At 74.4% G+C, this 25,605-nt stretch carries 24 protein-coding genes and 1 tRNA gene; 12 read left to right on the top strand and 13 right to left on the bottom strand.

Annotated features, from left to right (window positions below):
- Positions 1-569, top strand: a 569-nt coding sequence (locus tag ABD811_RS29190; RefSeq protein ID WP_344954173.1) for a methyltransferase domain-containing protein, incomplete at its 5' end; no start/stop codon positions are given.
- A 6-nt stretch (positions 570-575) separates the two neighbouring features.
- Here the strand turns inward: ABD811_RS29190 and ABD811_RS29185 are convergent.
- Positions 576-908, bottom strand: coding sequence for a TraR/DksA family transcriptional regulator (locus tag ABD811_RS29185; protein ID WP_344954171.1), 333 nt, complete (start codon positions 906-908; stop codon positions 576-578).
- A 71-nt stretch (positions 909-979) separates the two neighbouring features.
- Positions 980-1,789, bottom strand: coding sequence for an SOS response-associated peptidase (locus ABD811_RS29180; protein ID WP_344954170.1), 810 nt, complete (start codon positions 1,787-1,789; stop codon positions 980-982).
- Between the two features lie 86 nt (positions 1,790-1,875).
- Here ABD811_RS29180 and ABD811_RS29175 point away from each other — a divergent pair, with 86 nt between their 5' ends.
- The 7 genes from ABD811_RS29175 to ABD811_RS29145 all read left to right on the top strand — a co-directional run bounded on the left by ABD811_RS29175 (position 1,876) and on the right by ABD811_RS29145 (position 8,314).
- Complete coding sequence (locus tag ABD811_RS29175) at positions 1,876-2,469, top strand: DoxX family protein (RefSeq protein ID WP_344954168.1); 594 nt, start codon at positions 1,876-1,878, stop codon at positions 2,467-2,469.
- A 113-nt stretch (positions 2,470-2,582) separates the two neighbouring features.
- Positions 2,583-3,107: a sigma-70 family RNA polymerase sigma factor gene (locus ABD811_RS29170; RefSeq protein ID WP_344954166.1), complete on the top strand. Its 525-nt coding sequence runs from the start codon at positions 2,583-2,585 to the stop codon at positions 3,105-3,107.
- The gene (locus tag ABD811_RS29165) at positions 3,104-3,343 is read left to right on the top strand and encodes a zf-HC2 domain-containing protein (RefSeq protein WP_344954164.1); all 240 of its coding nucleotides are present in this window, start codon (positions 3,104-3,106) and stop codon (positions 3,341-3,343) included. Before ABD811_RS29170 ends, ABD811_RS29165 begins: the two co-directional genes overlap by 4 nt.
- A 161-nt stretch (positions 3,344-3,504) precedes the next feature.
- Entirely contained in the window at positions 3,505-4,776 is a 1,272-nt protein-coding gene (aroA, locus tag ABD811_RS29160) for a 3-phosphoshikimate 1-carboxyvinyltransferase (RefSeq protein ID WP_344954162.1), read from the top strand.
- 68 nt (positions 4,777-4,844) lie between these two features.
- Positions 4,845-5,813: a ribosome small subunit-dependent GTPase A gene (gene rsgA, locus ABD811_RS29155; RefSeq protein ID WP_344954160.1), complete on the top strand. Its 969-nt coding sequence runs from the start codon at positions 4,845-4,847 to the stop codon at positions 5,811-5,813.
- A 91-nt stretch (positions 5,814-5,904) separates the two neighbouring features.
- On the top strand, positions 5,905-6,777 hold the full coding sequence (locus ABD811_RS29150) for a helix-turn-helix transcriptional regulator (RefSeq protein ID WP_344954158.1): 873 nt from the start codon (positions 5,905-5,907) through the stop codon (positions 6,775-6,777).
- A 25-nt stretch (positions 6,778-6,802) separates the two neighbouring features.
- Complete coding sequence (locus ABD811_RS29145; RefSeq protein ID WP_344954156.1) at positions 6,803-8,314, top strand: FAD-binding oxidoreductase; 1,512 nt, start codon at positions 6,803-6,805, stop codon at positions 8,312-8,314.
- A 24-nt stretch (positions 8,315-8,338) separates the two neighbouring features.
- Here the strand turns inward: ABD811_RS29145 and ABD811_RS29140 are convergent, their stop codons facing one another.
- Complete coding sequence (locus ABD811_RS29140) at positions 8,339-9,190, bottom strand: hypothetical protein (protein ID WP_344954154.1); 852 nt, start codon at positions 9,188-9,190, stop codon at positions 8,339-8,341.
- Between the two features lie 90 nt (positions 9,191-9,280).
- Between ABD811_RS29140 and hisN the strand changes: the two genes are divergently transcribed.
- Positions 9,281-10,084 (top strand): histidinol-phosphatase, encoded by an 804-nt coding sequence (hisN, locus tag ABD811_RS29135; RefSeq protein ID WP_344954152.1) that lies wholly within the window; start codon positions 9,281-9,283, stop codon positions 10,082-10,084.
- A gap of 141 nt (positions 10,085-10,225) precedes the next feature.
- Positions 10,226-10,414 (top strand): hypothetical protein, encoded by a 189-nt coding sequence (locus ABD811_RS29130; protein WP_344954150.1) that lies wholly within the window; start codon positions 10,226-10,228, stop codon positions 10,412-10,414.
- 30 nt (positions 10,415-10,444) lie between these two features.
- Here the strand turns inward: ABD811_RS29130 and ABD811_RS29125 are convergent, their stop codons facing one another.
- Complete coding sequence (locus ABD811_RS29125; RefSeq protein ID WP_344954149.1) at positions 10,445-12,562, bottom strand: bifunctional serine/threonine-protein kinase/transporter substrate-binding domain-containing protein; 2,118 nt, start codon at positions 12,560-12,562, stop codon at positions 10,445-10,447.
- A gap of 92 nt (positions 12,563-12,654) precedes the next feature.
- On the opposite strand from ABD811_RS29125, the gene lhgO reads away from it, so the two are divergent.
- A complete protein-coding gene (gene lhgO, locus ABD811_RS29120) occupies positions 12,655-13,839 on the top strand; it encodes an L-2-hydroxyglutarate oxidase (RefSeq protein ID WP_344954184.1) in 1,185 nt (394 codons plus the stop codon).
- Here the strand turns inward: lhgO and ABD811_RS29115 are convergent.
- Together ABD811_RS29115 and ABD811_RS29110 are read right to left on the bottom strand one after the other, a co-directional pair.
- Positions 13,836-15,302, bottom strand: a complete 1,467-nt coding sequence (locus tag ABD811_RS29115; RefSeq protein ID WP_344954147.1) for a carboxylesterase/lipase family protein — start codon at positions 15,300-15,302, stop codon at positions 13,836-13,838. The genes lhgO and ABD811_RS29115 overlap by 4 nt on opposite strands.
- Positions 15,303-15,555: 253 nt before the next feature.
- A complete protein-coding gene (locus tag ABD811_RS29110; RefSeq protein ID WP_344954145.1) occupies positions 15,556-16,194 on the bottom strand; it encodes a TetR/AcrR family transcriptional regulator in 639 nt (212 codons plus the stop codon).
- Positions 16,195-16,268: 74 nt separating this feature from the next.
- Between ABD811_RS29110 and ABD811_RS29105 the strand changes: the two genes are divergently transcribed.
- Positions 16,269-17,126 carry an oxygenase MpaB family protein gene (locus tag ABD811_RS29105; protein WP_344954143.1) on the top strand — a complete coding sequence of 286 codons (858 nt, stop codon included), beginning with the start codon at positions 16,269-16,271 and terminating at the stop codon, positions 17,124-17,126.
- Positions 17,127-17,158: 32 nt separating this feature from the next.
- On the opposite strand, the gene ABD811_RS29100 is transcribed toward ABD811_RS29105, so the two are convergent.
- The 7 genes from ABD811_RS29100 to ABD811_RS29070 form a co-directional block, all read right to left on the bottom strand.
- On the bottom strand, positions 17,159-17,962 hold the full coding sequence (locus ABD811_RS29100) for an SDR family oxidoreductase (RefSeq protein WP_344954142.1): 804 nt from the start codon (positions 17,960-17,962) through the stop codon (positions 17,159-17,161).
- The gene (locus tag ABD811_RS29095; RefSeq protein ID WP_344954140.1) at positions 17,959-19,320 is read right to left on the bottom strand and encodes a cytochrome P450; all 1,362 of its coding nucleotides are present in this window, start codon (positions 19,318-19,320) and stop codon (positions 17,959-17,961) included. Before ABD811_RS29095 ends, ABD811_RS29100 begins: the two co-directional genes overlap by 4 nt.
- A gap of 153 nt (positions 19,321-19,473) precedes the next feature.
- Complete coding sequence (locus ABD811_RS29090) at positions 19,474-22,389, bottom strand: AMP-binding protein (protein ID WP_344954138.1); 2,916 nt, start codon at positions 22,387-22,389, stop codon at positions 19,474-19,476.
- 69 nt (positions 22,390-22,458) lie between these two features.
- Complete coding sequence (locus ABD811_RS29085) at positions 22,459-24,114, bottom strand: AMP-binding protein (RefSeq protein ID WP_344954136.1); 1,656 nt, start codon at positions 24,112-24,114, stop codon at positions 22,459-22,461.
- 111 nt (positions 24,115-24,225) lie between these two features.
- Complete coding sequence (locus ABD811_RS29080) at positions 24,226-24,585, bottom strand: DUF3054 domain-containing protein (RefSeq protein ID WP_344954134.1); 360 nt, start codon at positions 24,583-24,585, stop codon at positions 24,226-24,228.
- Between the two features lie 212 nt (positions 24,586-24,797).
- Positions 24,798-24,874, bottom strand: a tRNA-Met gene (locus ABD811_RS29075).
- A gap of 96 nt (positions 24,875-24,970) precedes the next feature.
- The gene (locus ABD811_RS29070; RefSeq protein WP_344954132.1) at positions 24,971-25,513 is read right to left on the bottom strand and encodes a DM13 domain-containing protein; all 543 of its coding nucleotides are present in this window, start codon (positions 25,511-25,513) and stop codon (positions 24,971-24,973) included.
- Between the last annotated feature and the right edge of the window lie 92 nt (positions 25,514-25,605).

Genomic DNA, 25,605 nt, shown 5'->3' with positions numbered 1-25,605 from the left:
CCGACGCCATCGCCGCCGCCGACCCGCGCCGCGACGTCCGCGCCCCGCGCCGTTCGGCGGCGGGCGTGGCGCGCCGCGTGATCGCCGACTCCGGGTCGCTGGCCTGCCTGCGGGACGCCAGCGTGGACGCGGTCGTCGCCGAGGACCGCGCGCTGTCGCGGCATCTGGTGACCGAGTCGACGGTCGCCGAGATCGCCCGGGTGCTGCGTCCCGGCGGCCGGGTGCTGCTGTCGGTCGACTCGCTGACGCTGGGCATGGCGCTGCTGGCCGAGCAGAGCCGCTGGGCGCACCTGTCGGACGTGCCGAGCGCCGAGGTGCTGCTCGTCCCGTGGCCGGACGGCACGATCACCCGCTGCTTCTGGGTCGACCAGCTGCGCGAGCTGCTCACCGACGCCGGTCTGGAGGTGGAGTGGATCAGGCCGCGCACGGCCCTGTCCCCGTCCACCGTCGAGCACGTGCTGGCCGGCACCCCGCGCGCGCTGGCCCGCCTGGTCCGCACCGAACTGAGCGCCCCCGTCCGCGACGACTCCCTGGGCGTCCATCTGCTCGCCAGCGCCCGGCGGGTGTGAGCGGGGTCAGCGCAGCGCCTTGTCGTGCCGGGCCTGGCAGGCCAGGCAGCGGGCGGCTTCGGGGCGGACCTCCAGGCGGCCTTCGGGGACGGGCCCGCCGCACTCCACGCAGCGGCCGTAGGTGCCCGCGGCGATGCGGTCGAGGGCCTGGGCGACCGCGGCGCGGTGCCGCTCCAGCGACTCCAGCGCCGCCTCGACGCGGTCGCTGTCGGAGAGGATGGCGCCCGCGTCGGAGGCCGAGTTCTCCCGTTCGGGGTGCTCGCCCTTCAGGATCGCGATGGAGCGGTCCACGTCGGCGAGCGCCTCCTCCAGGCGGGTGCGGGCGGCGGCGATGTCCACGATGCTCCGAACTCCTCCCGGTACGCCCCCGGGTGCAGGGCTCCTCGCCTCTGAACGCCGCGCTCGCGGCGTCAGAACAGGGCGTCGGAATGGTTGGGAGGTATATCCCCGTTTGCCGTTGGCTTTATGAGTTCTGGCCCGTTGTTTCTGACGTTGTTGACGGCGGTCGAGACGGGATAGGCCTCCATGGTCCCGGCCATCGCGGGCACCAGCAGGCCGCGCACCCGGTCGGGGTCGGTGAGGTCGGGGTCCAGCCAGGCGTCCCAGCGGTCCGGCTGGACGATCATGGGCATCCGGTCATGGATGCGGCCCAGCTCGTCGGGCGCGTCCGTGGTGATCACGGTGCACGTCCACACCCACTCGTCCTCGGGCGACTTCCACAGCTCGTACAGCCCGGCCAGGGCCAGGACCGAGCCGTCCTTGGGGCGGATGTAGAAGGGCTGCTTCTTGGGACGCTTCTTCTTCTCGCCCTCGGCCGCCTCGGACTCCAGCGTGTACCACTCGTAGTAGCCGTCGGCGGGCAGCAGGCAGCGGCGCCGGGCGAAGGCGCGGCGGAAGGACGGCTTCTCGTGCACCGTCTCGGCCCGCGCGTTGATCATCCGGTTGCCGATGGACAGGTCCTTGGCCCAGGACGGCACCAGGCCCCAGCGCAGCGTCCGCAGCTGCCGGACGGCGTGCCGCTCGTTGGGGACGTCCCCGGCGGCGCCGTTGGCGGCGTCCTTGGCCGCGTCCTTGGCCGCCCGGGTCAGGACGGCGGGCACCTGCTTGGTGGGGGCGACGTTGTAGTCGGGCTGCAGATTCTGCTCGGTGGCGTCGAACTGCACCTGGAACTGGTCGAGCAGTTCCTGACGCGCCCTTGCCGTGGCATATCGACCGCACATGCGTCCCATCCTGCACCGCGCCCGTGACAACCCGCACGGATCCGGGGCCGTGCTTGACCGTCGGCGCCGTGGGCATGTAGGCGACCATGCGACCCATCACGACCCTGGCCCGCCCGTTCGTGGCGGCGCCGTACATCATCACCGGCCTGGAGACCCTCCGCGATCCCGGCCCGCGCGCCGAGCAGGTGGCGCCCGCGGTGAAGCCGATCGCCGACCGGTTCGACTGGCTGCCCACCAAGGACCCCGAGGCCCTGGTGCGCATCCAGGGCGCGCTGAGCCTGGGCACCGGCGCGCTGCTGCTGACCGGACGCTTCCGCCGGCTGACCACCTTCCTGCTGGCCGCCCAGCTGGTCCCCGCCCTGGTGACCGAGCACCGGTACTGGACCGAGGACGACCCGGAACGCCGTGCCAGCGAGCGCTCGCACCTGCTGAAGAACGCCGGCCTGTTCGGCGCGCTGCTCATGGTGGCCACCGAGCCGCGCCGCAGCCCGCGGACGGCCGAGCTGCGCCGGCAGGCGCACGATGCCAGGATCCAGGCCGCCGCCGAGGCCAAGGTGCTGCGCAAGCAGACCGCGGCGGAGATCAGGAACGCGCGGCGCGAGGCCGCACGGCAGATGCGCGAGGCGCGTCGCCGGGGCGCCCGGCCGGTCCGGCGCGCCGCCCGCACGGTGAAGCGCTGACGCGTTCCCGAAGAGATCCTTAAGGGGATCTCAAATCCGTTGAACCCGGCGTCCGTCCGTGGCCGTACTGCCGTGCGACCGCCCGTTCCCTCCCCGACCGGAGAGGCCCGGCCATGGCAGCACCCGGAGCCGCGACGGACGCCGAACGGATCGTCACCCTGCTCTACCGCGAGCACGGTGCGGCCCTGACGGCGTTCGTGCTCAGGCTGACCGGCGGAGACCGGCAGTGGGCCGAGGACGTGGTCCAGGAGACCATGATCCGGGCCTGGCGGGGCGCGGACCGGCTGGAGCCCGGCGTGTCGCCGATGCCCTGGCTGGCCACGATCGCGCGCCGTATCGTGATCGACGGCAGGCGGCGGCGCCGTGCCCGGCCGCCCGAGGTCGGCGACGGGCCGCTGGAGAGCCTGCCCGCGGCGGACGGGCTGGACAGGGTGCTGCGCAAGGTGGTCGTGGCCGAGGCGCTGTCGTCGCTGTCGGACGCCCACCGCGAGGTGCTGACCGAGACGGTGCTGCGCGACCGTACGGTCGCCCAGGCCGCCGAGGTGCTGGGCGTGCCGGTGGGAACGGTGAAGTCCCGCGTGTACTACGCGCTGCGCGCGTTGCGCGTCGCACTGGAGGAGAGGGGGGTGACGGCGTGAGCGGCTCGCCGGTCGAGCACACCGATGTCGGTGCGTACGCCCTGGGCCTGCTGGAGGAGGAGGACCGCCGGGCGTTCGAGGAGCACCTGCACGGCTGCGGGCAGTGCCGCGCCGAGCTCCGGCAGATGCGCGGCATGGCGGACGTCCTGTCCGACCTTCGCGACGAGGCCGCCGCGCCCGAGCCCGCCCCTGCGCCCGCCCCTGCGCCCGACGCCGTGGAGCCGCGGCGGCCGTGAGGGCGGCACCGCGCTGTCGCGCGGCGACATCGCCCGCTTCGAGGTGCGGGTGAGCGACGGGCGGACGCTGCTGACCGTCCCGCTGTGACCGCCCCCCTGTGACCGCCGGTTGATCTCCGTGCCGCCGGTGGGGCGCGGGCCGTGCCGATAACCTTGGGCGCATGCCCTCTTCGCACTGGTCCGCGCCGGTCGCCGACGCCCCGGTGGACGCCACCGTCCGGCTGCCCGGTTCCAAGTCCATGACCAACCGGGCGCTGATCCTGGCCGCGCTGGCCGACGGCCCCGCGCGCGTCCGGCGGCCGCTGCGCAGCCGCGACACGCTGCTCATGGCGCAGGCGCTGCGCGCGCTCGGCGTGGCGATCGACGAGGACGGCGCGGACTGGCAGGTCACCCCGGCCGCGCTGTCCGGACCGGCGCGGGTGGACGTGGGGCTCGCGGGAACGGTGATGCGGTTCCTGCCCCCAGTGGCGGCGCTGGCCGACGGCGACGTGGCGATCGACGGCGACCCGCGCGCCCGGGAGCGGCCCATGGGCCCGATGATCACGGCGCTGCGCGCGCTCGGCACGGAGATCGACGACGCGGGACGCGGCGCGCTGCCGTTCACGGTGCGCGGCGCCGGGGCGGTCAAGGGCGGCACGGTGACGATCGACGCGTCCGGTTCGTCGCAGCTGGTGTCGGGGCTGCTGCTGGCCGCGCCGCGGTTCGACGAGGGCGTGCAGGTGCGGCACGAGGGGCCGCCCGTCCCGTCCGCGCCGCACCTGGCGATGACGGTGCGGATGCTGCGCGAGGCGGGCGCCCGCGTCGAGACCGGCGCCGACGAGTGGCGCGTGGCGCCCGGCCCGATCCGCGGCCGCGACTGGGACATCGAGCCCGATCTGTCGAACGCCGCCCAGTTCCTGGGCGCGGCGCTGGTGACCGGCGGGCGCGTCACCGTGCCGGACTGGCCCGCCGACACCACCCAGCCGGGTGACGCGCTGCGCGGGCTGCTGGCGCGGATGGGCGCGCGGGTGTCGTCCGGCCCGGACGGCCTGACCGTGCGCGGCACCGGCACGTTCGAGGGCCTGGAGGCCGACCTGCACGAGGTCGGCGAGCTCACCCCCGTGCTGGCGGCGCTGGCGGCGCTGGCGTCCTCGCCGTCCCGCCTCACCGGCATCGCCCACCTGCGCGGGCACGAGACCGACCGGCTGGCCGCGCTGGTCCGCGAGCTGAACGCGCTGGGCGGCGACGCCCGCGAACTGCCCGACGGCCTGGAGATCCGGCCGCGCCCGCTGCACGGCGGGGTGTTCCACACCTACGACGACCACCGGATGGTCATGGCCGCGGCGGTGCTGGGCCTGGCGGTTCCGGGGGTGCAGGTGGAGAACCCGGCCACGGTGGGCAAGACACTGCCAGAATTCACCGACCTGTGGACAGCGATGGTGCGGCCTGCGTAAAGGCACGTGAAAGGGAGGCGGGACCACTGGCACGCCGAGTACGCGACTACGACGAGGACGACGTTCGGGTGCGGCCCGGGCGCCGCGGCTCGCGGCCGCGCACCCGGCGCCGTCCCGCCCACGAGGACGCCGTCCCCGGCATGGTGACCGCGGTGGACCGGGGCCGCTACCGCTGCCTGGTCGACCCCGGCACCCCGGACGAGCGCGCCGTGACGGCCATGCGGGCACGGGAGCTGGGCCGCAAGGGCGTCGTGGTGGGCGACCGGGTCGCGCTGGTCGGCGACACCTCCGGCGACCCCGACACGCTGGCGCGGATCGTGCGGGTCGAGCCGCGCGCGTCGGCGCTGCGCCGCACGGCCGACGACACCGACCCGTTCGAGCGGATCATCGTGGCCAACGCCGGCCAGATGGTGATCGTGGCGGCGCTGGCCGACCCCGAGCCGCGGCCCCGGCTGATCGACCGGTGCCTGGTCGCCGCGTACGACGCGGGCATGGACCCGCTGCTGTGCCTGACCAAGTCGGACCTGGCCGACCCCGGCCCGCTGCTGGAGATCTACGCGCCGCTCGGCGTGCCGTACGTGGTGACGCGGCGCGGCGGCGATCTCGGCGAGCTGCGCGGCCATCTGGCCGGACGGGTCAGCGTGCTGGTCGGGCACTCCGGCGTCGGCAAGTCGACGCTGGTGAACGCGCTGGTCCCGGAGGCCGAGCGGGCGGTGAGCCAGGTCAACGCGGTCACCGGCCGCGGCCGGCACACCTCGTCCTCGGCGATCGCGCTGGAGCTGCCCGGCGGCGACGGCTGGATCATCGACACCCCGGGCGTGCGCAGCTTCGGCCTGGCGCACGTGCGTCCCGAACGGGTGATCGAGGCGTTCGACGACCTGGCCGAGGGCGCCGCCGAACGCTGCCCGCCGCACTGCGACCACCTGAACGAGGGGTGCGGCCTGGACGGCTGGGTCGCCGACGGCCACGCCGGCCGGGCCCGCCTGGACTCGCTGCGCCGCCTGCTGGGCAGCCGCGAGGGCGAACCCGACCACTGATCCCCAGGGCTCCCGCCGGCTCCGGGATCCGGCCGTGCCTGGGTCCGGTGGGACCACCCTCGTCCGGAGCCGGTGCCGGATACTGGACGACATGGACAAGCGTGCCGAGCTGACCGAGTTCCTGCGCTCCCGGCGGGCCCGGCTGCAGCCGGAGGACGTGGGGCTGCCGCCGTTCGGCGGGCGGCGCCGCGTGCCCGGCCTGCGCCGCGAGGAGCTGGCGCAGCTGGCCGGGGTGAGCGTCGACTACTACGTCCGGCTGGAGCAGGGCCGCACCCGCAACGTGTCGGAGGAGGTCCTGGACGCGGTGGCGGGCGCGCTGCGGCTCGACGACGACGAACGGGCCTACCTGCGGAACCTGGCCCGTCCGGCGCGCTCGGCCCGGCGGCGTCCCCCGGCGCGGGCCGAGCGGGTGCGGCCCGGGGTGCGGCGGCTGCTGGAGATGGCCGAGGGCGTCCCGGCGTACGTGTTCGGGCGGCGCTGCGACGTGCTGGCGTGGAACCGGCTGGCGTGCGCGCTGTTCACCGACTTCGGCGCGCTGCCCCCGGCCGAGCGCAACTGGGCCCGGCTGATCTTCCTCAACGAGGAGATGCAGGCGCTGTTCGAGGACTGGACGGTCAAGGCCAAGGACACGGTGGCGTTCCTGCGGCTGTCGGCGGGCGAGTATCCGGACGACCCGGAGCTGGCGGCGCTGGTCGGCGAGCTGTCGGTCAGAAGCGAGGACTTCCGGCGCTGGTGGGCCGACCACAACGTCAAGGACAAGAGCAACGGCCGCAAGGTGGTGCTGCACCCGCTGGTCGGGCGGATCGAGCTGGACTACGAGACGCTGCGGCTGCCGGACAACCGCGACCAGATGCTGACCACCTACACGGTGGAGGCGGGGTCGCCGTCGGAGACCGCGCTGCGGCTGCTGGGCAGCCTGGGGGTCAGCAGCCCGGTCCCCGACGGCGTTTCCCAACGCGACTGATGGGGCGAATGTAAGACTTGTTCCCATGGAGCGGCGCGCGTTCCTCAAGGCGACGGGACTGACCACGCTGGCGACGGCGGCCGGATGCTCGGACGACGCCACGCCCCGTCCGGGCCGCGAGACGCCGCCGTCACGGCCGACGACCGCCCGTCCCACCGGCCCGGCCGACTGGAACGCCCTGGAACGCGGCCTCGAAGGACGGCTGGTCCGCCCGGGCGACGCCGACTACGACCGGGCGCGCCGCCTGTACATCCCGCGCTACGACTCCGTCCGTCCCGCCGGGATCGCCTACTGCGCCACGCCCGAGGACGTCGCCGAGTGCGTGGCGTTCGCGACGGTCAAAAGGCTGCCCGTGGCGGTGCGCAGCGGCGGGCACAACTACGCGGGCTGGTCCACCGGGACGGGCCTGGTCGTCGACGTGTCCCCGATGGACGAGGTGCGGATCGACGGGGGCCGCGCCGTGGTGGGCGCCGGGACCCGGCTGATCGACCTGTACGCCGAGGCCGCCGAGCGGGGCGCGGGCGTGCCCGGCGGCACCTGCCCGACCGTGAGCGTGGCCGGGCTGACGCTGGGCGGCGGGCTCGGGGTGCTGTCCCGCGCGTACGGGCTGACGTGCGACGTCCTCGAATCCGCGCGCGTCGTCACCGCCGACGGGCGGGTGCTGGAGTGCGACGCCCGCCGCGAGCCCGACCTGTTCTGGGCGTGCCGGGGCGGCGGTGGCGGCAACTTCGGCGTCGCGGTCGGGTTCACCTACCGCACGCACGACGCCGAGGACGTCACGACGTTCTCGGTCGGCTGGCCGTGGTCGCGGGCCGCGGACGTGATCCGCGGGTGGCAGCGGTGGGCGCCGTCCGCGCCCGGCGAGGTGTGGACGAGCCTGCAGATCAACAGCGAGCCGTCGGCCGGGGCGCCCACGGTGGAGGTCTCCGGCGCCGCCCTCACCGACCCCGGCCCGCACGTCGACCGGCTGGTGGCGGCCGTGGGCGGCGACCCGAGCGCGCGGGACTCGCGGCGCCGCCCGTACCTGGACGCGATGAAGGCGATGGGCGGATGCTCCGGCCAGTCCGTGGGGGCCTGCCACGCCCAGGGCGACCTGCCGGGGCAGCGGCCGGACGGGCGGTTCCCCCGCACCGACTACTCGGGCAAGTCGCACGTCGCGCTGCGCCCGCTGCCGGACGACGCCGTCGACGGCCTGGTCGCGCGGTTCTCCCGCGGCAACGACCGGTCGGGACGCTCGGTGCTCATGGACGCGATGGGCGGCGCGATCGGCCGGACCGAGCCGGGCGACACCGCGTTCCCGCACCGCAGCGGGCTGTTCGTCCTGCAGTACCTGGCCGACGGCGACGACCTGGCCTGGCTGCGCGGCACCCACCGGGCCATGGACGCCCACCTGCGCGGCGCCGCGTACGTCAACTACATCGACCCCGACCTGGCGGACTGGCGCCGCGCCTACTACGGCGCCAACCTCGACCGCCTCACCAAGGTCAAGGCGGCCTACGACCCCGGACGGCTGTTCCGCTTCCCCCAGGCGATCTGACCGGCCGCCCGGGCGGTCCGGCGGTCACCCCCGGGTGAGCTCCTCCAGCAGGCTGCGGGCCCTGGCCTCGGCCTCGTCGAGCGACCGGACGTGCTCGGGCGCCAGTTCCCGCACCGACCGGGTCAGCACGCCCGCGACATGGCTGAACGCGGCCTCCTCCGCGCCGCGCAGCGCGGCCCGCACGGTCGCCGAGCGGGCGCCGAGCGCGGCCCACTCCAGCTCCAGCCGGGCGACGGCCTCGTCGAACGCGCGCGCCGTCTCGGCCCCCGCCTCGCGCAGCGGCTCGGGGATCGGCCCGCCCCCGGCCTGGCGGCACCGGCCCGACAGCACCGAGATGCGGTTGGCCAGCTCCAGGCCCTCGCGGGCCAGCGGCAGCACGTCGTGGATCAGGTCGGTGACCGCCGACGCCAGCTCCTCCACGCGGGTCAGCAGCGTCTGCGTGGCCTCCTTCAGCGCCGCCGACGTGCGCTCGGCGACCTGCTCGGCGACCTGCTGCCGGCGCCGGGCCAGCTCGGGGACGACCGCCGCGTCCAGCCGCCGCAGCAGCTCCTCGGCCTGCCCGCCGCCCTCCGGAACGGACGGTTGCGCCGGGAGCGCGGCCCGGACGCGCTCCAGCCGCTCCTCCCCCGCGGCGGCCAACTCGTCGCCGACCTCGCCGAGCGCCTCGTCCGCGCGCGCCTTGAGCCGTTCCACCCGCCCGTACAGGGCCTCCCGCCGGAACGGGTCGTTCAGCTCGTTGAGCAGCGCCTGCAGGCGCCGCGACACGTCGATCGCGTGCTCGGCCAGCGGTACCAGCCGGTCGGCCAGCTCGTCCAGGGTGGTGGCCCGGCGCGGGTCGGTCAGTTCCGCGACCCAGCCGGGAAGCTCGTGCGCCATGCCCCACATGCTTTCACCCGTTCGCCGCCGAAGAGATGCGCACCGGTAAGTGTGTCGGCGCACCACGTGATCGCGGTAGCGTTGCACGGCGTGGCGGGCTATTCCGACGATCTGCGTCTGGCGCACGTGCTGGCGGACGCAGCCGACGACATCACGACCAAGCGTTTCCGTGCGCTCGACCTCACCATCGAGACCAAGCCGGACCTGACGCCGGTGAGCGACGCCGACCGCAGTGTCGAGGAGCAGATCCGCGGCACCCTCAAGCGGGCCCGGCCGCGCGACGCGGTGCTCGGCGAGGAGTTCGGCCGCACCGGGCACGGCATGCGCTGCTGGATCATCGACCCGATCGACGCCACCAAGAACTTCGTGCGCGGTGTGCCGGTGTGGGCCACGCTGATCGCGTTGATGGAGAACGACGAGGTGGTGGTCGGGGTGGTCTCGGCGCCCGCGCTGAACCGCCGGTGGTGGGCGGCGCGCGGCGGCGGCGCCTGGACCGGCCGCAGCCTCACCCGCGCCAGCCGCCTCCAGGTCTCGGCGGTCTCCGACCTGGCCGACGCGTCGCTGTCGTTCTCCAGCCTCGGCGGCTGGGAGGAGCAGGACCGGCTCGACCGCTTCCTGGACCTGACCCGCGCGGTCTGGCGCACCCGGGCGTTCGGCGACTTCTGGTCGCACATGATGGTCGCCGAGGGCGCGGTCGACATCTCCACCGAGCCGGAGGTGTCGCTGTGGGACCTGGCCGCCCTCCAGGTGATCGTCGAGGAGGCCGGGGGCATGTTCACCGACCTGTCGGGGGTGCCCGGCCCGGACGGCGGCAGCGTGGTGTGCACCAACGGCCGCCTGCACGCCGACGTCCTGCGCATCCTGGGCGGCGGGCAGCTCTCACTGAAGATCTAGGGGCCGCGCCTCGGGGCTGTGGGGCCGCGTCTCGGGGGCTGGGGCGCGCCCGGCACGCGATATATCGTGGAAAGGGCCCGGATCCGGAACCACCGGCCCGCCACGGCCGTTTGCCGGGTAAGAGACCTCGGAGGTGTCGCAATGCCCAAGGTGGTCCTCGTCATCGGCGGCGTGGCCGTCGGACTCGTCGCCCTGAAGATCCTCGGCCCCCTGATCGCGATGCTGATCGTGCTGGGCGTGATCGCCCTGCCCGTGGTCGGTTACCTGATGCTGGACCCGTCGCAGCGCCGCCGTCTGCGCGCCCAGGGCCGCAAGCGCCTCGGCAGCTGACGCGGCGTCCGCGGCCCGCGGCGGCGGGGGTCAGTCGGTCGCCCCGTTGATCCGAGGGTCGGTGATCTTGCCCGCCGTCAGGCCCCAGCGGTCGGCCAGCCGCGCGTACGCACCGTCGGCGATCATGTGCCGGAGCGCCTCGCGGACGGCCGTGGCCAGCTCGCGATCGCCCTTGCGCACCGCGATGCCCTGCGGCTCGGGGTCGGCGAGCGGCCCGGCGACCGCGAACGCTCCGGGCTGCTCCTTGACCAGGTAGCCGGCCATCGCCGAGTCCACCAGCGCTGCGTCCGCCGCCCCGCTTGTGATGGCCTGCTGGACGGTGGGGAGGGCGGTGCGCTCCAGGGCCCGCGGGACGGGCATGTCCGCCTCCTCGCACCTGGTGCGGTGGGCGCCCGAGCCCCCGAGGCTCTCGGCCTGGACGGTTCCGGCCACGACGGCGACCGTCCGGCCGCAGAGCGACCGGTCGTCCGGCTTCAGCCGCCCGGGGTTCCCGGCCGGGACGAGCAGGCTGGTGCCGATGCGCAGGTAGGTGACGAAGTCGCTGACCCGCTCGCGGCCCCGGAGGTCGGTGATGCCGGAGACCCCGAGGTCGGCCCTCCCGTCCTGCACGTGCGTGAGGATGCTGTCGAATGTGGTGTTCACCACCCTGGGCCGGACGCCGAACCTCTTGGCGATCTCCCGCGCCAGTTCGACGTCGAAGCCGGTGATGCCGTCCGTCCCGGTGAACGACATGGGCCGGTAGCTGGGGTCGGTCGCGATCGTCAGCGTCCCGGCGGCGCGGATCCGTTCCGGCGCCGCGACGCGGGCGGCCGTGGACGTGGCGCCGGACGAGCCCGCGCCGGCATCGAATGCGCCGGGTGCGCCGCCGCCCTCCCGCTCGCGGACGGAGTAGGCGACCAGCGCCACCGCCAGGGCGGCGACGGCCAACGCGGCCCCGAGCGGTATCAGCAGCCGTCGCCGGCGAGGACGCGGCGCGACGGGCCATCGCTCCGCCGGCCACGGCGGCTCACCGGACTGCGGCGGCACACCGGACTGCGGCGGCGCGCCGGACTGCGACGGCGCGGACCACGGCAGCAGGCCGGGCCGCGGTGGCGCGTACTCCTGCGGCGGGGCCGACCGCGGGGCGGGCTCCAGCCCCGGCGGCTCGCCGGACTGCGACGGCGCGGACCACGGCAGCGGGCCGGGGTGCGGTGGCGCGAACTCCTGCGGCGGGGTCGGCTGCGGGGCAGGTCCGGGCCCCGGCGGGGGCGCGGTCGACGCGCGGGTGGTGCCTTCGGCGAGCAGGGTGACGGTGTCGCGGACGGTCTCGTCCGGCACCCCGCCCCCCGCGGGCCCCTCCGCGATCGGCTCGGCCGCTCCTTCGCGCATGAGCCGCAGCAGGATCTCCTCGGCGCCGGGACGCGGCGCCGGATCCTTGGCCAGCGAGCCGGCCACCAGCTCACGCAGCACACCGCCCAGAGGGCCCAGGTCGGGCTCGTGGTGGAGGATCCGGTTGAAGATCGCCGGGATCGTGTCGGCGGCGAAGGGGGCGCGTCCCGTCGCGGCGTACAGCATCGTGGCGCCCCACGCGAACACGTCGGCGGCCTGGGAGATGGGCTCGCCGGACACCTGCTCGGGCGCCATGTAGGCCGGGGTGCCCACGACCTGGCTGACGGTCTCGGCCGCCGCGTCCAGCACCCGCGCCACCCCGAAGTCGATCACCCGCGGACCGGACGGGCTCATGATCACGTTGGCGGGCTTGAAGTCGCGGTGCACGATCCCGGCGGCGTGCACGGCGGCCAGCGCGGTCGCCGTGCCGATCGCCAGCCGGTCCAGGTCGGCGCCGCGCAGCGGGCCGCCGTCGCGGACCAGCGCGGCCAGCGTCGGCCCCTCGACGAACTCGCTGACGATGTAGAGGCGGTCGCCGGACACGTCGGCGTCCAGGACCTGCGCCGTGCAGAACCGCGACACCCGCTTGGCGGTCTCCAGCTCCCGGACGAACCGCGACCGCGCCGCGGCCTCGTCGATCTGGAGCATCTTCACCGCGACCGGCCCGCCCGACGGGTCCCGCCCGAGGAACACCACGCCCTGGCCGCCCGCGCCCAGCCGTGCCTCCAGCGCGTACCGGCCGACACGGCGCGGGTCGTGTGCGTGCAGCGGACTCGCCATACCCGTCCAAATCCTCAGGAACTTGATCACCCTACCGGCCCGTGCCGGTGGCGACACGGACGGTTCGGCGTATCTTCGTCGGCGTGACGGAGATGCGCATCGGCGTGGTGGGGGCCGGAATCCTCGGGCTGGCGGTGGCGCGGCGGCTGACGCTCGTGCGGCCCGGCGCCCGGGTCACGGTGCTGGACAAGGAGGACCGCGTCGCCGTCCACCAGACCGGCCACAACAGCGGCGTCGCGCACGCGGGCCTGTACTACGCGCCCGGCTCGCTGAAGGCCACGCTGTGCAGGCGCGGCATCGGGCTGCTGAAGGAGTACTGCGCCGAGCGCGGCCTGCCGTACGTGGAGTGCGGCAAGGTCGTCGTGGCGCGGGACGAGACCGAGCTGGCGCCGCTGGCGGAGATCGAACGCCGCGCGACCGCCAACGGCGTCCCGGGGCTGCGCCGGCTGTCGCCCGCCGAGCTGCGCGAGGTGGAGCCGCACGCCGCCGGGGTGGCGGCCCTGCACTCCCCCAGCACCGCGATCGTCGACTTCCCGGCGGTGGCGCGGGCGTTCGCCGACGACGTGACGGCGGCGGGCGGCGAGGTGCGGCTCGGCTTCGAGGTCGTCGGGCTGCGCCGCGTGGGCGAACGGGTCACGGTGTCGTCCCCCGCCGAGGAGCTGACGTTCGACCTGCTCGTGGTGTGCGCGGGGCTGCAGTCCGACCGGGTGGCGCGCCTGGCGGGCGACTTCCCGGCACCGGCGATCGTGCCGTTCCGCGGGGAGTACTACCGGCTGCGCCCCGGCCGCACCGATCTGGTGCGCGGCCTGATCTACCCGGTGCCCGACCCCCGGTACCCATTCCTCGGCGTGCACTTCACCCGGCGCGTGGACGGCGGCGTCGACGTCGGCCCCAACGCCGTGCTGGCGCTGGCGCGCGAGGGCTACCGGTGGCGCGACGTGCGCCCGGCCGACGTGTGGGACACGCTGCGCTGGCCCGGTTTCCGCAGGCTGGCGCGACGGCACTGGCGCACCGGCCTGAAGGAGATGTACGGGTCGGCGTCCAGGCGGGCGTTCGTGGCCGAGGCGCGCGCGTTCGTCCCCGAGCTGACCGCCGGCGACGTGGTGGCGGCCCCGGCCGGGGTACGGGCGCAGGCGGTGGACCCGGACGGCTCCCTCGTCGACGACTTCCGCATCGGCCGTCTCGGGCCCGTGGTCACGGTCCGCAACGCCCCGTCCCCGGCCGCCACGTCGTCACTGGCGATCGCCGAGCACGTCGTCGACCGGCTGCTCGGCTAGCCCCAGAGCTTGCGGTCGTCGCCGTGCGGGTCCCGGACGACCGCGTCGGCCACGGCGTCGAAGACCTTGACGTGACGGGCGTCGGCGTCGAACCGCTGCCAGCCGGGGTCGCCGTCGGTGGCGAAGTCCACCCAGGCGCGGTGCATGGCGTCCGCCAGCCGCTGCGGCGGGTTGGGGCCCGCCATGCCCTCGGTGTCCTCGAAGCGCAGGTTGTCGAACACGAAGCCGAGTTCCAGCGCGTGGCAGGCGCCGAGGTCCGGCCGGGGCGACCGCCAGGCGAACTCGTACATCCAGGTCGGCGCGTGCGCGGCGTGGCCCTCGGCGAGCCGGTTGGCCGGGATGCGGAACAGGCTGTCGGTGATGATCGTGGCGAGCAGCTCGCCGGGGGCCAGGCCGGCGTGCCGGTCGCGGTAGCCGTCCACGACGTGCGGCGGGACGCCCATGCCGGCGGCGACCAGGCCCACCGCGTCGGGCGGCAGCGCGCCGGCCAGCCCGGTCGGCATCAGGAACAGCCGGAACTCGTCGGTCGTGTAGCCGGTGAGCAGGTCGACGTCGCGTCCCGCGCCGGCCGCGACCGCCTCCTCGGGGCGGCGCTCCAGCAGGTCGCCGTCGATCACCGGGGTGAGGGACATGCCCCCGGCGGCGGTGCTGGCGCCCCACCGGTTCGGGTCGGGGAACGCGGCGACCTCGGCCGCGACCGCCGACTGCACCGGGATGATCTCGGCCGGGGCGAGCCGGGCGAACCCCTCGGCGGTCGGCTCGACCCCGAGCCGGGCGGCCATCTCCTTGGTGACCAGCAGCGCGTCCTCGGCCGTCTGGGCGACGCCGCCCGCGCCGCTCTGCGCGACGGCACGCCGGAACAGGCCCAGGTCGAGCGACAGCAGCGTGGACACGCTCATCCCGCCCGCCGACTCGCCGAACACGGTGACGCGGCCGGGGTCGCCGCCGAACGCCGCGATGTTGTCGCGCACCCACTCCAGCGCGGCGATCTGGTCGAGCAGCCCCCGGTTGGCCGGCGCGCCGGGCAGGTGGGCGAAGCCCTCCACGCCCAGCCGGTAGTTGATCGTCACGCAGACCACGCCGTCGCGGGCGAAGTTCGCGCCGTTGTAGACCGGCACCGCGCCCGACCCGTTGCGGAACGCGCCGCCGTGGATCCACACCATGACCGGCATGCCGGAGCCGCCGGGGTCGGGCGTCCAGACGTTGAGGTTGAGGCAGTCCTCCCCCGGGATCTCCGGGTCGGGCAGCAGCACGTCGAAGGGGCGCGGGTAGCCGGGCTTGGGCGCGGTGGGGCCGTAGGCGGTGGCGTCGCGCACGCCGTCCCACAGCTCGGGCGGCTGCGGCGCCTGGAAACGCCTGGGGCCGAACGGCGGCGCCGCGTACGGGATGCCGAGGAACGCCGTCACCCCGTTGTCGGCGCGTCCCCGCACTTTTCCGTACCGCGTCTGAACGACCGCCTGCATGGCGCCTCTCCCCTGAAAATTAGAACGAGATTCGAGTACTTCCGAGCGTACGCGACCCGCCGCGTCCGACCGCAAGAGCCCCGCAAGCGCACACAGCAGCGCGGGCCATGGCGTGACCGGCCCGAAGGCCGGCGAGCGCCATGGCCCGCATTCGTGGCGGGGACATGAGACCGGTGGGCTTCCGAGTTGCCTCCACCCCGCGTCGCGTGACATCGACGGTACGAGGAGCTTTGCGGAGGTGGCAATCGATTTTTCAGGGCTGCGGGCGTGCGGGGCGGAGCATGCGGGTGAGGTGGGCGCGGGCGAAGGCGCGGATGTCGTCCTCGTCGTCCAGCCTGAGCCCGCCGCCCGGGACGAGCAGCAGCGACAGCGCCACCCGCAGCAGCACCTCGGCGACCGTCTCACAGTCCTCGCCGGAGCCGGGACGGGCCCGGCGCAGCCGGTCGGCCAGGATGTCGCGGGCGGCCAGCAGCACCGCGCCGCCGTTCATGCCGAGCTGGGCGACGAACGCGTCCGGCTCGCTCTGCAGCACCCGGGTGATCAGCGGATGCGTGCGGGCGCCGCGCAGCCCCACCACGAACCCCTCCACCACCGCGTCCTCCGGCGTCGGCAGGCCCTCGGTGGCCTCGGCGATCGCGGTCAGGAAGCGGCGGACCTCGCGCAGGATCACGGCCTGCAGCAACTGCTCCTTGTTGGTGAACCGCCGGTAGATCGTGGTGCGCGCGACCCGGGCTCGCTTGGCGACGTCCTCGACGCTGACGCGGCGCAGCCCGTAGGTCTCGAACTCCGCCAGCGCGGCGTCCAGGATCCGGGCGTCCAGGTCGTCGGTGTCGGGGCCGCCGGTGCGGAGCCTTGTCAGCAGCCCGGCCTGCGCGGACGCATCGGTGGTCATAGCCCGCACCCTACAGTTGAACGACGAAGTTACAATTCACGTTGTTCTGTTCCTCTCCCTCTCCGGCGGTGCGCATGACGGACGACCACGCCCCGGCCGACCCGCCGCTCGGCCCCACCTCGCTCACCTGGCGGTACTTCGCCGACACCCGCATGCTGCTGGTGGGGCCGCGCGCGGCCGTCCTGCAGAACATGCTTCCGGCGCTCGGCCAGGGCGTGCAGGACCACTCGGTGTTCTTCGCCGAGACGTTCGCCCGCCTGCGCCGCTCCGTCGGGCCGATCATGGACACGGTGTACGGCGGCCCGCGCGCCGCCGAGACCGGACGCCGCGTCCGCGACTACCACCGCGACATCAAGGGCACGATGCCGGACGGCTCCCGCTACCACGCGCTGGACCCGGAGACCTACTACTGGGCGCACGCCACGTTCGTCGACCACCTGATGTACGGCATCGACACGTTCGTCCGCCCGCTGACCGACGCCGACCGCCGCCGGATCTACGCCGAGTCCAGGACGTGGTTCCGGATGTACGGGGTGAGCGACCGGGCCATGCCGGAGGACTGGGAGGCGTTCCAGGCGTACTGGAAGCGCATGCTGGACGAGGTGGTCGTCCCGCACCGCACGGCCCGCTACGGCGTCGGGTACGTCACCAAGGGCCTGCCCGCGCCGCGCCGCGTTCCCCGCGCCCTGTGGCGGCGCGTCAGCCCGCCGCTGAACGCCGTCGCCCGCTTCATCACCGTCGGCGGCATGCCGCCCCGCACGCGGGAGCTGCTCGGCCTGCCCTGGAGCGCCGCCGACGAACGCCGCTACCGCCGCTTCGCCGCCGCCGTCCGCCGCCTGGACCCGCTCTGGCCGCTGCTGCCCGATGCCGTCCGCTACTTCCCGCACGCCCGCCGCGCCTTCGCCCGCGACGGCCGCCCGCGAGTGCGCTGACCCCCGGGCGGCCACGGCGGGCCGGTCGACGGCTAGCCGCGGATGCGGGCGTCGTAGGACCGGCGGGCCTCGGGATCGAAGTCCAGGAAGATGCGGTCCAGGCCGTAGCGGCGGGCGACGGCGCGCTTGAGGACGTCCGGGAACAGCGCGCCGAGACGCACCTGCGCGCCCAGCCGGCGCGGGACGACCACCTGCGGGCGCGGGCGGCCGATGAGGTCGACGACGGCGGCGGCCACCTCGTCGGGCTCGCAGTTGCGCTGCCCGTTGGGGCTGCGCGTCCCCGCGACCAGCTCGGTGTTGGTGAAGCTCGGCAGGACCGCGCTGACGTGCACGCCCCGGTCGCGCACCTCCAGCCGGGCCGCCTCGGTGAACGCGACGACGGCCGCCTTGCTGGCGTTGTAGAGGGCGAGGCCGGGGACCGGCATCACGCCCGCCAGGGACGCGATGTTGACGACGTGGCCCCGCCCGCGCGGCAGCATGCGTTCCAGCGCGAGCTTGGTGCCGAGCATGACGCCGTGGACGTTGACGTCCAGGCAGCGGCGGGCGTCGGCGTCGCTCTCGCCGGTGACGGGGCCGATCGGCATGATGCCCGCGTTGTTGACCAGCACGTCCACGGGGCCCGCCGCCGCCTGCGCCGCGTCCAGGAACGCGGTGAACGACTCGCGCGACGTCACGTCGAGGGCCAGCCCGCGCACGCCGAGGCGGTCGGCGGCGTCCTTGGCGGCGGCCTCGTCGATGTCGCCGATGACGACCTCCGCGCCCTTGGCGCGGACGGCCCGCGCGGTGGCCAGGCCGATGCCGCGGGCCCCTCCGGTGATCGCCACGACCTTGCTCATCGGGTTCCCTCCAGCCGGTACAGGTGCACGGGCAGGCCGTCCTTGGGCGACGGCAGTGACGTGGTGTCCAGCGGCCATTCGTACCGGCCCGGCACGCTCCAGCCGTAGCGGCACAGCACCTGGTGCATGATGCTCTTGACCTGCATGCCCGCGAAGTGCAGGCCGATGCACTTGTGGGCGCCGCCGCCGAACGGCGCCCAGGCGAACCGGTGCGCCCTGTCCTCGCGGCGTTCGGGGGCGAACCGCTCGGGGTCGAACCGGTCCGGCTCCGGCCACCACTCGGCCATGTGGTGGTTGGTGAGCAGCGGCACGACGACGACGCTTCCGGCCGGGACGTGGTGACCGAGGATCGAGGTGTCCTTGACCACGCGGCGCGGCAGCGCGGGCACGGGCGCGACGAGCCGCAGCGCCTCCTTCATCACCAGGTCGACCGTCGTCAGCGCGTCCAGGTCGTCGAAGCCCAGCACCGGCTTGCCGAGCGCGAGCGACTCCACGCGCGCCCGGTCCTGCCACTCGGGGTACTTGGCCAGGTAGTACGCCATGGTGGTGAGCGTGATGGTGGTGGTGTCGTGCGCCGCCATCAACGCGAAGATCATGTGGTTGACGACGTCCTCGTCGGTGAAGCGGTGGCCGTCGTCGGTCTCGGCCTGGCACAGCGCGGCGAACAGGTCGTCGCCGCCGTGGCGCCGCTTGGCGGGCAGGTGCCGGTAGAAGAACTCCTCCAGCACCTTGCGGGCGCGCATGCCCTTGTGCCAGCGCAGGCCGGGCACGGAGAAGCGCACGTAGGCGGTGCCCGCGCGGACCGCGTCGATGAACGCGCCGTTGATCCGGTCGGCCTCGGCGCGGTCGAGCTCGACGCCCATGAACACGTCGGTGGCCAGGTCGAGGGTGAGCTGCTTGACGTGGTCGTAGACGGTGAAGCCGCGGCCGGGCTCCCAGGCGTCCAGGCCCTGGGCGATGCTCGGCGCCATGGCGTCCATGTAGGCGCGCAGCCGGTCCCGGGTGAAGGCCTGCTGCATGATGCGCCGGTGGTGCAGGTGCTCGTCGAAGTCGAGCAGCATGATGCCGCGGTAGAAGAACGGCCCGATGAAGTAGCTCCAGGCCGGGCCGTTGGCGAACGCCTTGTCCCGGTTGACCAGGACGGCCTCGGCGGCCTCGGGTCCCTGGACGGTCACCGTTCGCTGGCCGAGCAGCCAGCCCCACGAGACGGGCCCGAACTGCTCGTAGCGCTTGCGGGCCTGCCCGAACGGGTCGCGCATCACCTGCAGGGTGTTGCCGATGTACGGCAGGCCCGGCACGCCGGGCACGGGTTTGAGTCCGCTGCCGGGCGGTGGCGGGGCGAGGATGCTGGTGGCCATGGACCCTCCCAGGCCCCCGAGGGGGGAAGCTACAAAAACGCGATTTATGTAGCTTTGTTGTAACGCACCGGGCGAGCGCGCGTCCAGGGATCTTCGGGAGGGACCGCACAGCGGACCGCCCAGCGGACCCGTCCAGGGCCGCCCGGCGGCCGCTCAGGCGAGCAGACGGTACGTGCCCGCGGAGTCGCGGACGTAGGCCCGCCCGTCGCCCGCGCGCGGCATGCCCTCCGCGCGCAGCGGGGCGGTCCGCAGCCGCCGCCCGCCGGTCACCGGGATCTCGTCGACCACGCGGACGAGCGCCGGCCGCATCTCCGGCGGCACCCGCAGCAGCGCCTCGGCCAGGTCGACCGGCTTGACCTGGGTGTCCGGGTCGCGCAGGCTGATCGCGGCCGCGGCGATCTCGGTGCCGTCCCCGGCCGGGACCCCGTAGACCGCGACCGCGTCCACGTACGGCAGGTCGCCGAGCGCGTCGCGGATCGGGCCGGGGGGGACGATGCCCTCGGCCGTGCGGATCAGCTCGTTCTCCCGCCCCACCAGCCAGTAGTCGCCGTCGACGTCGCGGCGGAACAGGTCGCCGGTGGACAGCCACGCGTCCCCCGGCGCGAACACGCCGCGCAGCGGGCGGCGCGTGGACGCGGCGGCCCCGGGCGTGACCCGCACCAGCAGCACGCCGATCTCGTCCGGCGCGCACTCGACGGCGAACCCGTCGGCGCCCTGCTCCGGCCGCCCGTTCTCCAGGTCGTAGCGGGCCAGGCGCACCCCGGCGCCGCCGGGCAGCGGACGCCCCAGCGAGCCGGGCTTCTTGCCCGTCAGGTTGACCAGGATCGCCTCGGCCTCGGTGCTGGCATAGAACTCCAGGACGCGCGCGGGCGCGAACCGCTCCTCCACCCGCCGCCACAGCCCGCGCGGCATGCCGGATCCGATGAACAGCCGCACGGCGTGGTGCCGCTCGCCCGGGTGCGGCGGCGCGTTCACCAGGTCGCGCAGCAGCGTCCAGGTGTAGGACGCGACCGTCACGCCGTAGCGGCGGGCCTCGTCCCAGAACGTCTCGGGGTCGTAGGCGGTGGCCAGCGCCAGCCGGGACCCGCCCGCCACCGCGCCGCCCAGGCTCATCAGCAGCGCCGACGGGTGCTGCAACGGGGTGATGCTGAACACGGTGTCGGCCGCCGACAGCGACGCCGACGACGCGGTGCCGAACGCCGACAGCGCCCAGCGCCGGTTGGTGATCCGGTTGGCCCGCAGGTGCTCGCCGTCGCCGGTGAAGCACACGAACGCCAGGTCGCTCGCGCGTCCCGGGTTGGGCCGGTACCAGCCGGGCACCGCCACCTGGTCCGGGTCGATGCGCTCCATGTCGGTCAGCGGCAGCCCGCGCGTCCGGTCGCCCCGGACCTGGCCGCCGCCCAGCAGGTACGCCCGGACGCCCGCCAGCGCGGCGGCGCGCGCGGCGTTCTCCGGGTCGGCGATGATCCGGTCGACCTGGCCGAGCGCCGCCTCGCGTTCCAGGTCGCCGTCGGGACGCAGCAGCACGGCCACGGCGCCGAGCCGGTTGAGCGCCGCCACCAGCGCCAGCGCGGTGGGCCGCGTCTCCATGAGCACCCCCACCGGGTCGCCCTGCCGCACCCCGATGTGGATCAGCCCGCGGACCACCGCGTCGATGCGTCCCTTGGCGGCGGCCTGCGTGTACGCGCGTCCCCGGTACAGGAAGAACACGTCGTCGGGGGCGCGGTCGGCCTGCTCGTCCAGCAGCAGCCCCATGGACATGGGCGTGTCGGCCTGGATGCGCTCCAGCCGCGCCAGCCGGGGCAGGTTCTGCCCGGCCTCCCGGGCGATCTGGCGGACCCCGTGGACGGCCCGCGCCGCCGTCACCACGGCCGACCGCGCGGCGTTCGCGCCGACGCCGACCGCCAGCTGCAGCCCGTACGCGGCCACACCGCCCGGCGGGGACGCCGCCGCCTGCTCCTCGCCTTCCATCGGCCGCACGATCTCGGGCAGGTCGCCGTCCCCCTCGCGCCACCGGACCCACTCGGCCACGGCGGGCCAGGTCTGCGCGACGGCCAGGCTCCCCACGACCAGGCCGAAATGCCCGGCCCGCAGGCACGCCTCGTACACCCGCGCGCGGGGCGCGGCACGGCCGATGGCCCGCACCATGGCGGGCGGCGCGATCTCGTCGACCTCGCCGACGAACGCCAGCACCGGGCAGGAGATGTCGGCCAGCGTCACCACCCGGTCGCCGATGACGAACCCGCCGGTCAGCATGCGGTTGTGCGCGATGAACTGGCGGATGAACTCCGCCAGCGCCGGGCCGGGCCACGAGACCCAGCCCTCGCGCTCCAGGAACCGGCGCTGCCGCTCGCGCGGCGCCAGCCGCTCCCGGTCGTGCAGCGCCAGCACGAAGTCGACCCGGCTGCGCACCGACTTGACCGGGCTGAGCAGCTGGAACCCGGTGCGGGTCACCCAGCCGGGCACGGCGAAGCCGCCGATCAGGCCCTCGGGCAGGCGGCCCGCGCCCTCGGCCGCCAGCCACGCGGGAACCCCGAACGGCAGCCCCACGCTGGTGTCGGCCGGGCTGCCGAACGTCACCAGCGACGCGACGCCCTCGCTGCGCCGGTACGCCGCCGCCTGGTAGGCGAACATGCCGCCCTGCGAGTAGCCCGCGACGTGCACGTCCCGCCCGGTGGCCTTCCGGACCCGGTCGACGGCGTCACTGACCGCCAGCACGTGGTCGGTGATGGTGCGCTCCAGCCCGCCCGGCTCCCGCTCGGGCGCGCCGAAGTCGACCACCCACGGGTCCGCGCCCAGCTCCCGCAGCACCCGCACCGCGCTGACCCGCGAGGAGATGTCGTACACCTCCGCCGTGATCATCAACGGCGGCACGAGCAGCACCACGGGCCGGTCGGCGTCGTCGCCGCCGGGGAAGTAGTGCCGCAGCCGGTAGACCCGCTGGGCGCTCACCACCTCGTACGGCGAGGCGTCCTCGTCGGTGTCCAGCCCGCCGAAACGGGCCACCTCCAGCGCGTTCTGCGCGGTGGCCCCGAGTCGGGCTCCGAGGCGAAGCAGGGATGTCGTCACAGCGGGCATTGTCGGCCTTTCACAACGTCATGGACATCGTGTCCGCTACCGACGCCGCCGGTCAACGATCTACGTCGGCGGGACGATCCGCGCCCCGGGCATCTTCCCCGCCTGCAGCAGTTCCCACATGAAGCGGCGGCGCGGCTTGCCGCTGGACGTCCGCTGGATCAGCCCACTGCCCACCACGATCGTCAGCTCGACATCGGCGCCGAGCCGGCGGCGCAGCGTCTCCCGCACGTCCGCGGCCCACGGCGCGTCGTTCGTCTCGGCGAACAGCGCCAGCCCCTTGGTGCCGGCGCCGGGCACGCCGACCACCACGATGCGGCCCTTGCCCAGCCCGGTCAACTCGGCGATCTTGGACTCCAGGTCCTCCACGTACACCGACCGGCCGCGGACCTTGATGCTGTCGCCCATCCGCCCGAGCACGAACAGCTGGCCCTCGTGGAAGAAGCCCGCGTCCCCGGTGTGGACGAGCCCGTTCTCGAACCGCGTCGACTTGCCCTCCGCGCCCGCGTAGTAGCCGGGGCAGGCCGACGCGCCGCCGACGACGATCTCCCCGAGATGCCCCTCGGGCAGCTCCCGCCCGTCGTCGTCCACGATCGTCACCGGCACGTCCGGCTGGGGCGTGCCGCAGCCGACCACCCAGCCCGCCTTGGCGCCCACCGACGCGGGGCCCAGCGTGTGGGAGTCCAGGACGCGCACCTCCCGCCCGAACTCCAGCGACTCGGGGTCGGGCCGCACCGCCAGCGGGTCCCTGCGCCGCTGGTCCGCGGTGACCAGCAGCGTGGTCTCCGCCATCCCGTACGCGGGCATGAACGTGTGCCGCGAGAACCCGAACGGCTCCACCAGCCGCGCGAAGGACTCCAGCGCGTGCGGATCGATCGGCTCCGCCCCGATGATCGCGGTACGCCAGCCGGACAGGTCGACGCCCTCCAGTTGCTCGGGCTTGACGCGCCGCGCGCAGTAGGCGTACGCGAACGGCGGCGCCGCCGTGTGCCGGGCCTCGGCGAAGCACCGCAGCCACCGCGCGGGGTCCCGGATGAAGTGGTCGGGCCGCATCAGCCGCAGCTCGGCCTGCCGGGAGATCGGCGTGATGAAACAGCCGATCAGCCCCATGTCGTGGTACAGCGGCAGCCAGGACGCCACCGCGTCGTCGTCCCCGAACCCGGCCGTCCGCGAGATCAGCTCGACGTTGGCCTCCAGGTTCTCCCAGGTGACCATCACGCCCCGCGGCGCGCCGCTGGACCCGGAGGTGAACTGCAGCAGCGCCAGCTCCCCGGGCTCCCTGACCTCGGCCTCCCGCTCCGCCTGCCGGGGGATCCACGGCTCTCCGGGCAGCCCCGCGTCCGCCATGGCCCGCCCGATCAGCGCAGCCAGCTCCCGCGACGCGATCGTCACCCTGGGCCGCGCCTGCCGCAGGATCGCCGCCACGTGCGCGACGTACTCGTCGCCGTCCTGGAACAGCGGCGGCGTCAGCAGGCACACCGTGGCACCGGCCGCCCACACCGCGAAGTAGGTCTCCACGCAGGTGAAGTCGGTCGGCAGGACGACGCACACCACGTCGCCGGACTCGACGCCCGTCTCCAGGAGCGCCCCGGCCGTCCGCCGCGCCGCCGCCGCCAGCTCCCCGTAGTCGCGGAACTCCCAGCCGCCGTCGTCGGTCGCCAGGTGAACGCCGCGTCCGGCGTTCGGCTTGTCCAGCCAGTCCCGCAGGGCAGATGCCATGACGTCCCTTCCCACCGAGTAAAAACTCGGGGGTAACTTCACCAGCGCCGCGGCATCCCGTCAACCGAAACGATCAGCAACCGGACATTCCACACGCCCGGATCTTCGCCGTCAGACCCGCGCGGGCCGCCGCACCACCCTGACGACGCCCCGCCACCCCAGCAGGACCAACGCGGTGAACAACGTCGCCACCACGATGAACGCGACCGCCGTCCCCTGCCCCGAGACGGCCCGCAGCACCATGCCCACCACCACGGTCGACACCCAGATCCCCGCACCGGCGGGGACGAACGCCTCCGGCCGCCGCCACGCCCGCGTCACCAGCCAGCCCACCGCCAGCCCCACCAGGAACGGCCACGCCGTGCCCGCGAACCCGGCCAGGCTCGCCGCCTCCTCATGCGACGCCCGCCCGATCGCCACGAACACCAGCACACACGCGACATCCAGCGCCGCCGCCCCAAGATTCCGCACGTCCCCCAGCATAAGAAGCCCCCACCGCTCCCCCACACACACCCTCTAGGACGGCACACACGACAAGCCCCGCGTTCCAGCTTGTGATCCGGACCACGGCCGACTTGTCCAGGCCGCAAGAAGGGCCGGACGGGGGTTCCAGGGGTCGCCCTCCTGGGAGAAAGCAAGAGGTCCCGGGTGCAAGCCGAAGACTTACACCCGGGACCTCTACCTGGTAGCGGGGGCAGGATTTGAACCTGCGACCTCTGGGTTATGAGCCCAGCGAGCTACCGAACTGCTCCACCCCGCGGCGACGCCTTAACTCTATGGGTCCCGGGGGTGGCGCGCAAACCAATTCGTCCGTGCCGCGCGGGACGGCGGGTGCGGGGCCCGCCCGGCGGGACGGTCAGGCCCGGAGTTCGGCGGCCCCGAACGACACCTTGAACCGCTTGCACCAGATGCTCACGCTGGTGAGTTCGTCCAGGTCGGCGTCGGCGGGGATGGCGTAATTCTGGTCGCCCTTGTTGCCCTTGAGCTTGCCGAGCTCCACGTACGCGCCGTCGTCGAACACGCCCCACCCGGCGGTGCCCTCCTTGACTGGCTGGTCCGACAGCCACACCCGCAGGTCGGGCCCGTTGGAGGTGTCGAGCCTCTCCAGTCGCAGCACCCGCCTGCCGTCGGGGAGCCGGATCACCTTGGCGGTGCCGGTCGTGTCGTGCTCGTGCGAGATGAACGCCCCCGACGCCAGCACCTGCGGCGCCGCGCCCTCCTGAGCCTGCCGGGACGCGGTCGTGGTGGGCCCAGGAGTGCTCGCCGTGGGCCCGGCCTCGTTGACCTCCTCGTCCACGAACAGCAGCCAGGGCTGGAACAGCGCCAGCCCCACGGCCGCCGCCACCACGAGCACTCCCCCCACGATCCAGACCACCGGCCTGCGCAGCAACGTGACCACCGTGCCTCCCGCAACGAACGAGCCCGTCCTCGATCTCCGTCACGGCCATCCCACCGGAAATCACGCCGCCCAACCCTTACCAATCGATGACG

The organism is Actinomadura miaoliensis (assembly GCF_039536785.1).
In the GTDB taxonomy this organism is placed as follows: Bacteria; Actinomycetota; Actinomycetes; order Streptosporangiales; family Streptosporangiaceae; genus Spirillospora; species Spirillospora miaoliensis.
Note: the sequence above shows the minus strand (reverse complement) of the source record. Positions and strands in the feature narration are given on the sequence as shown.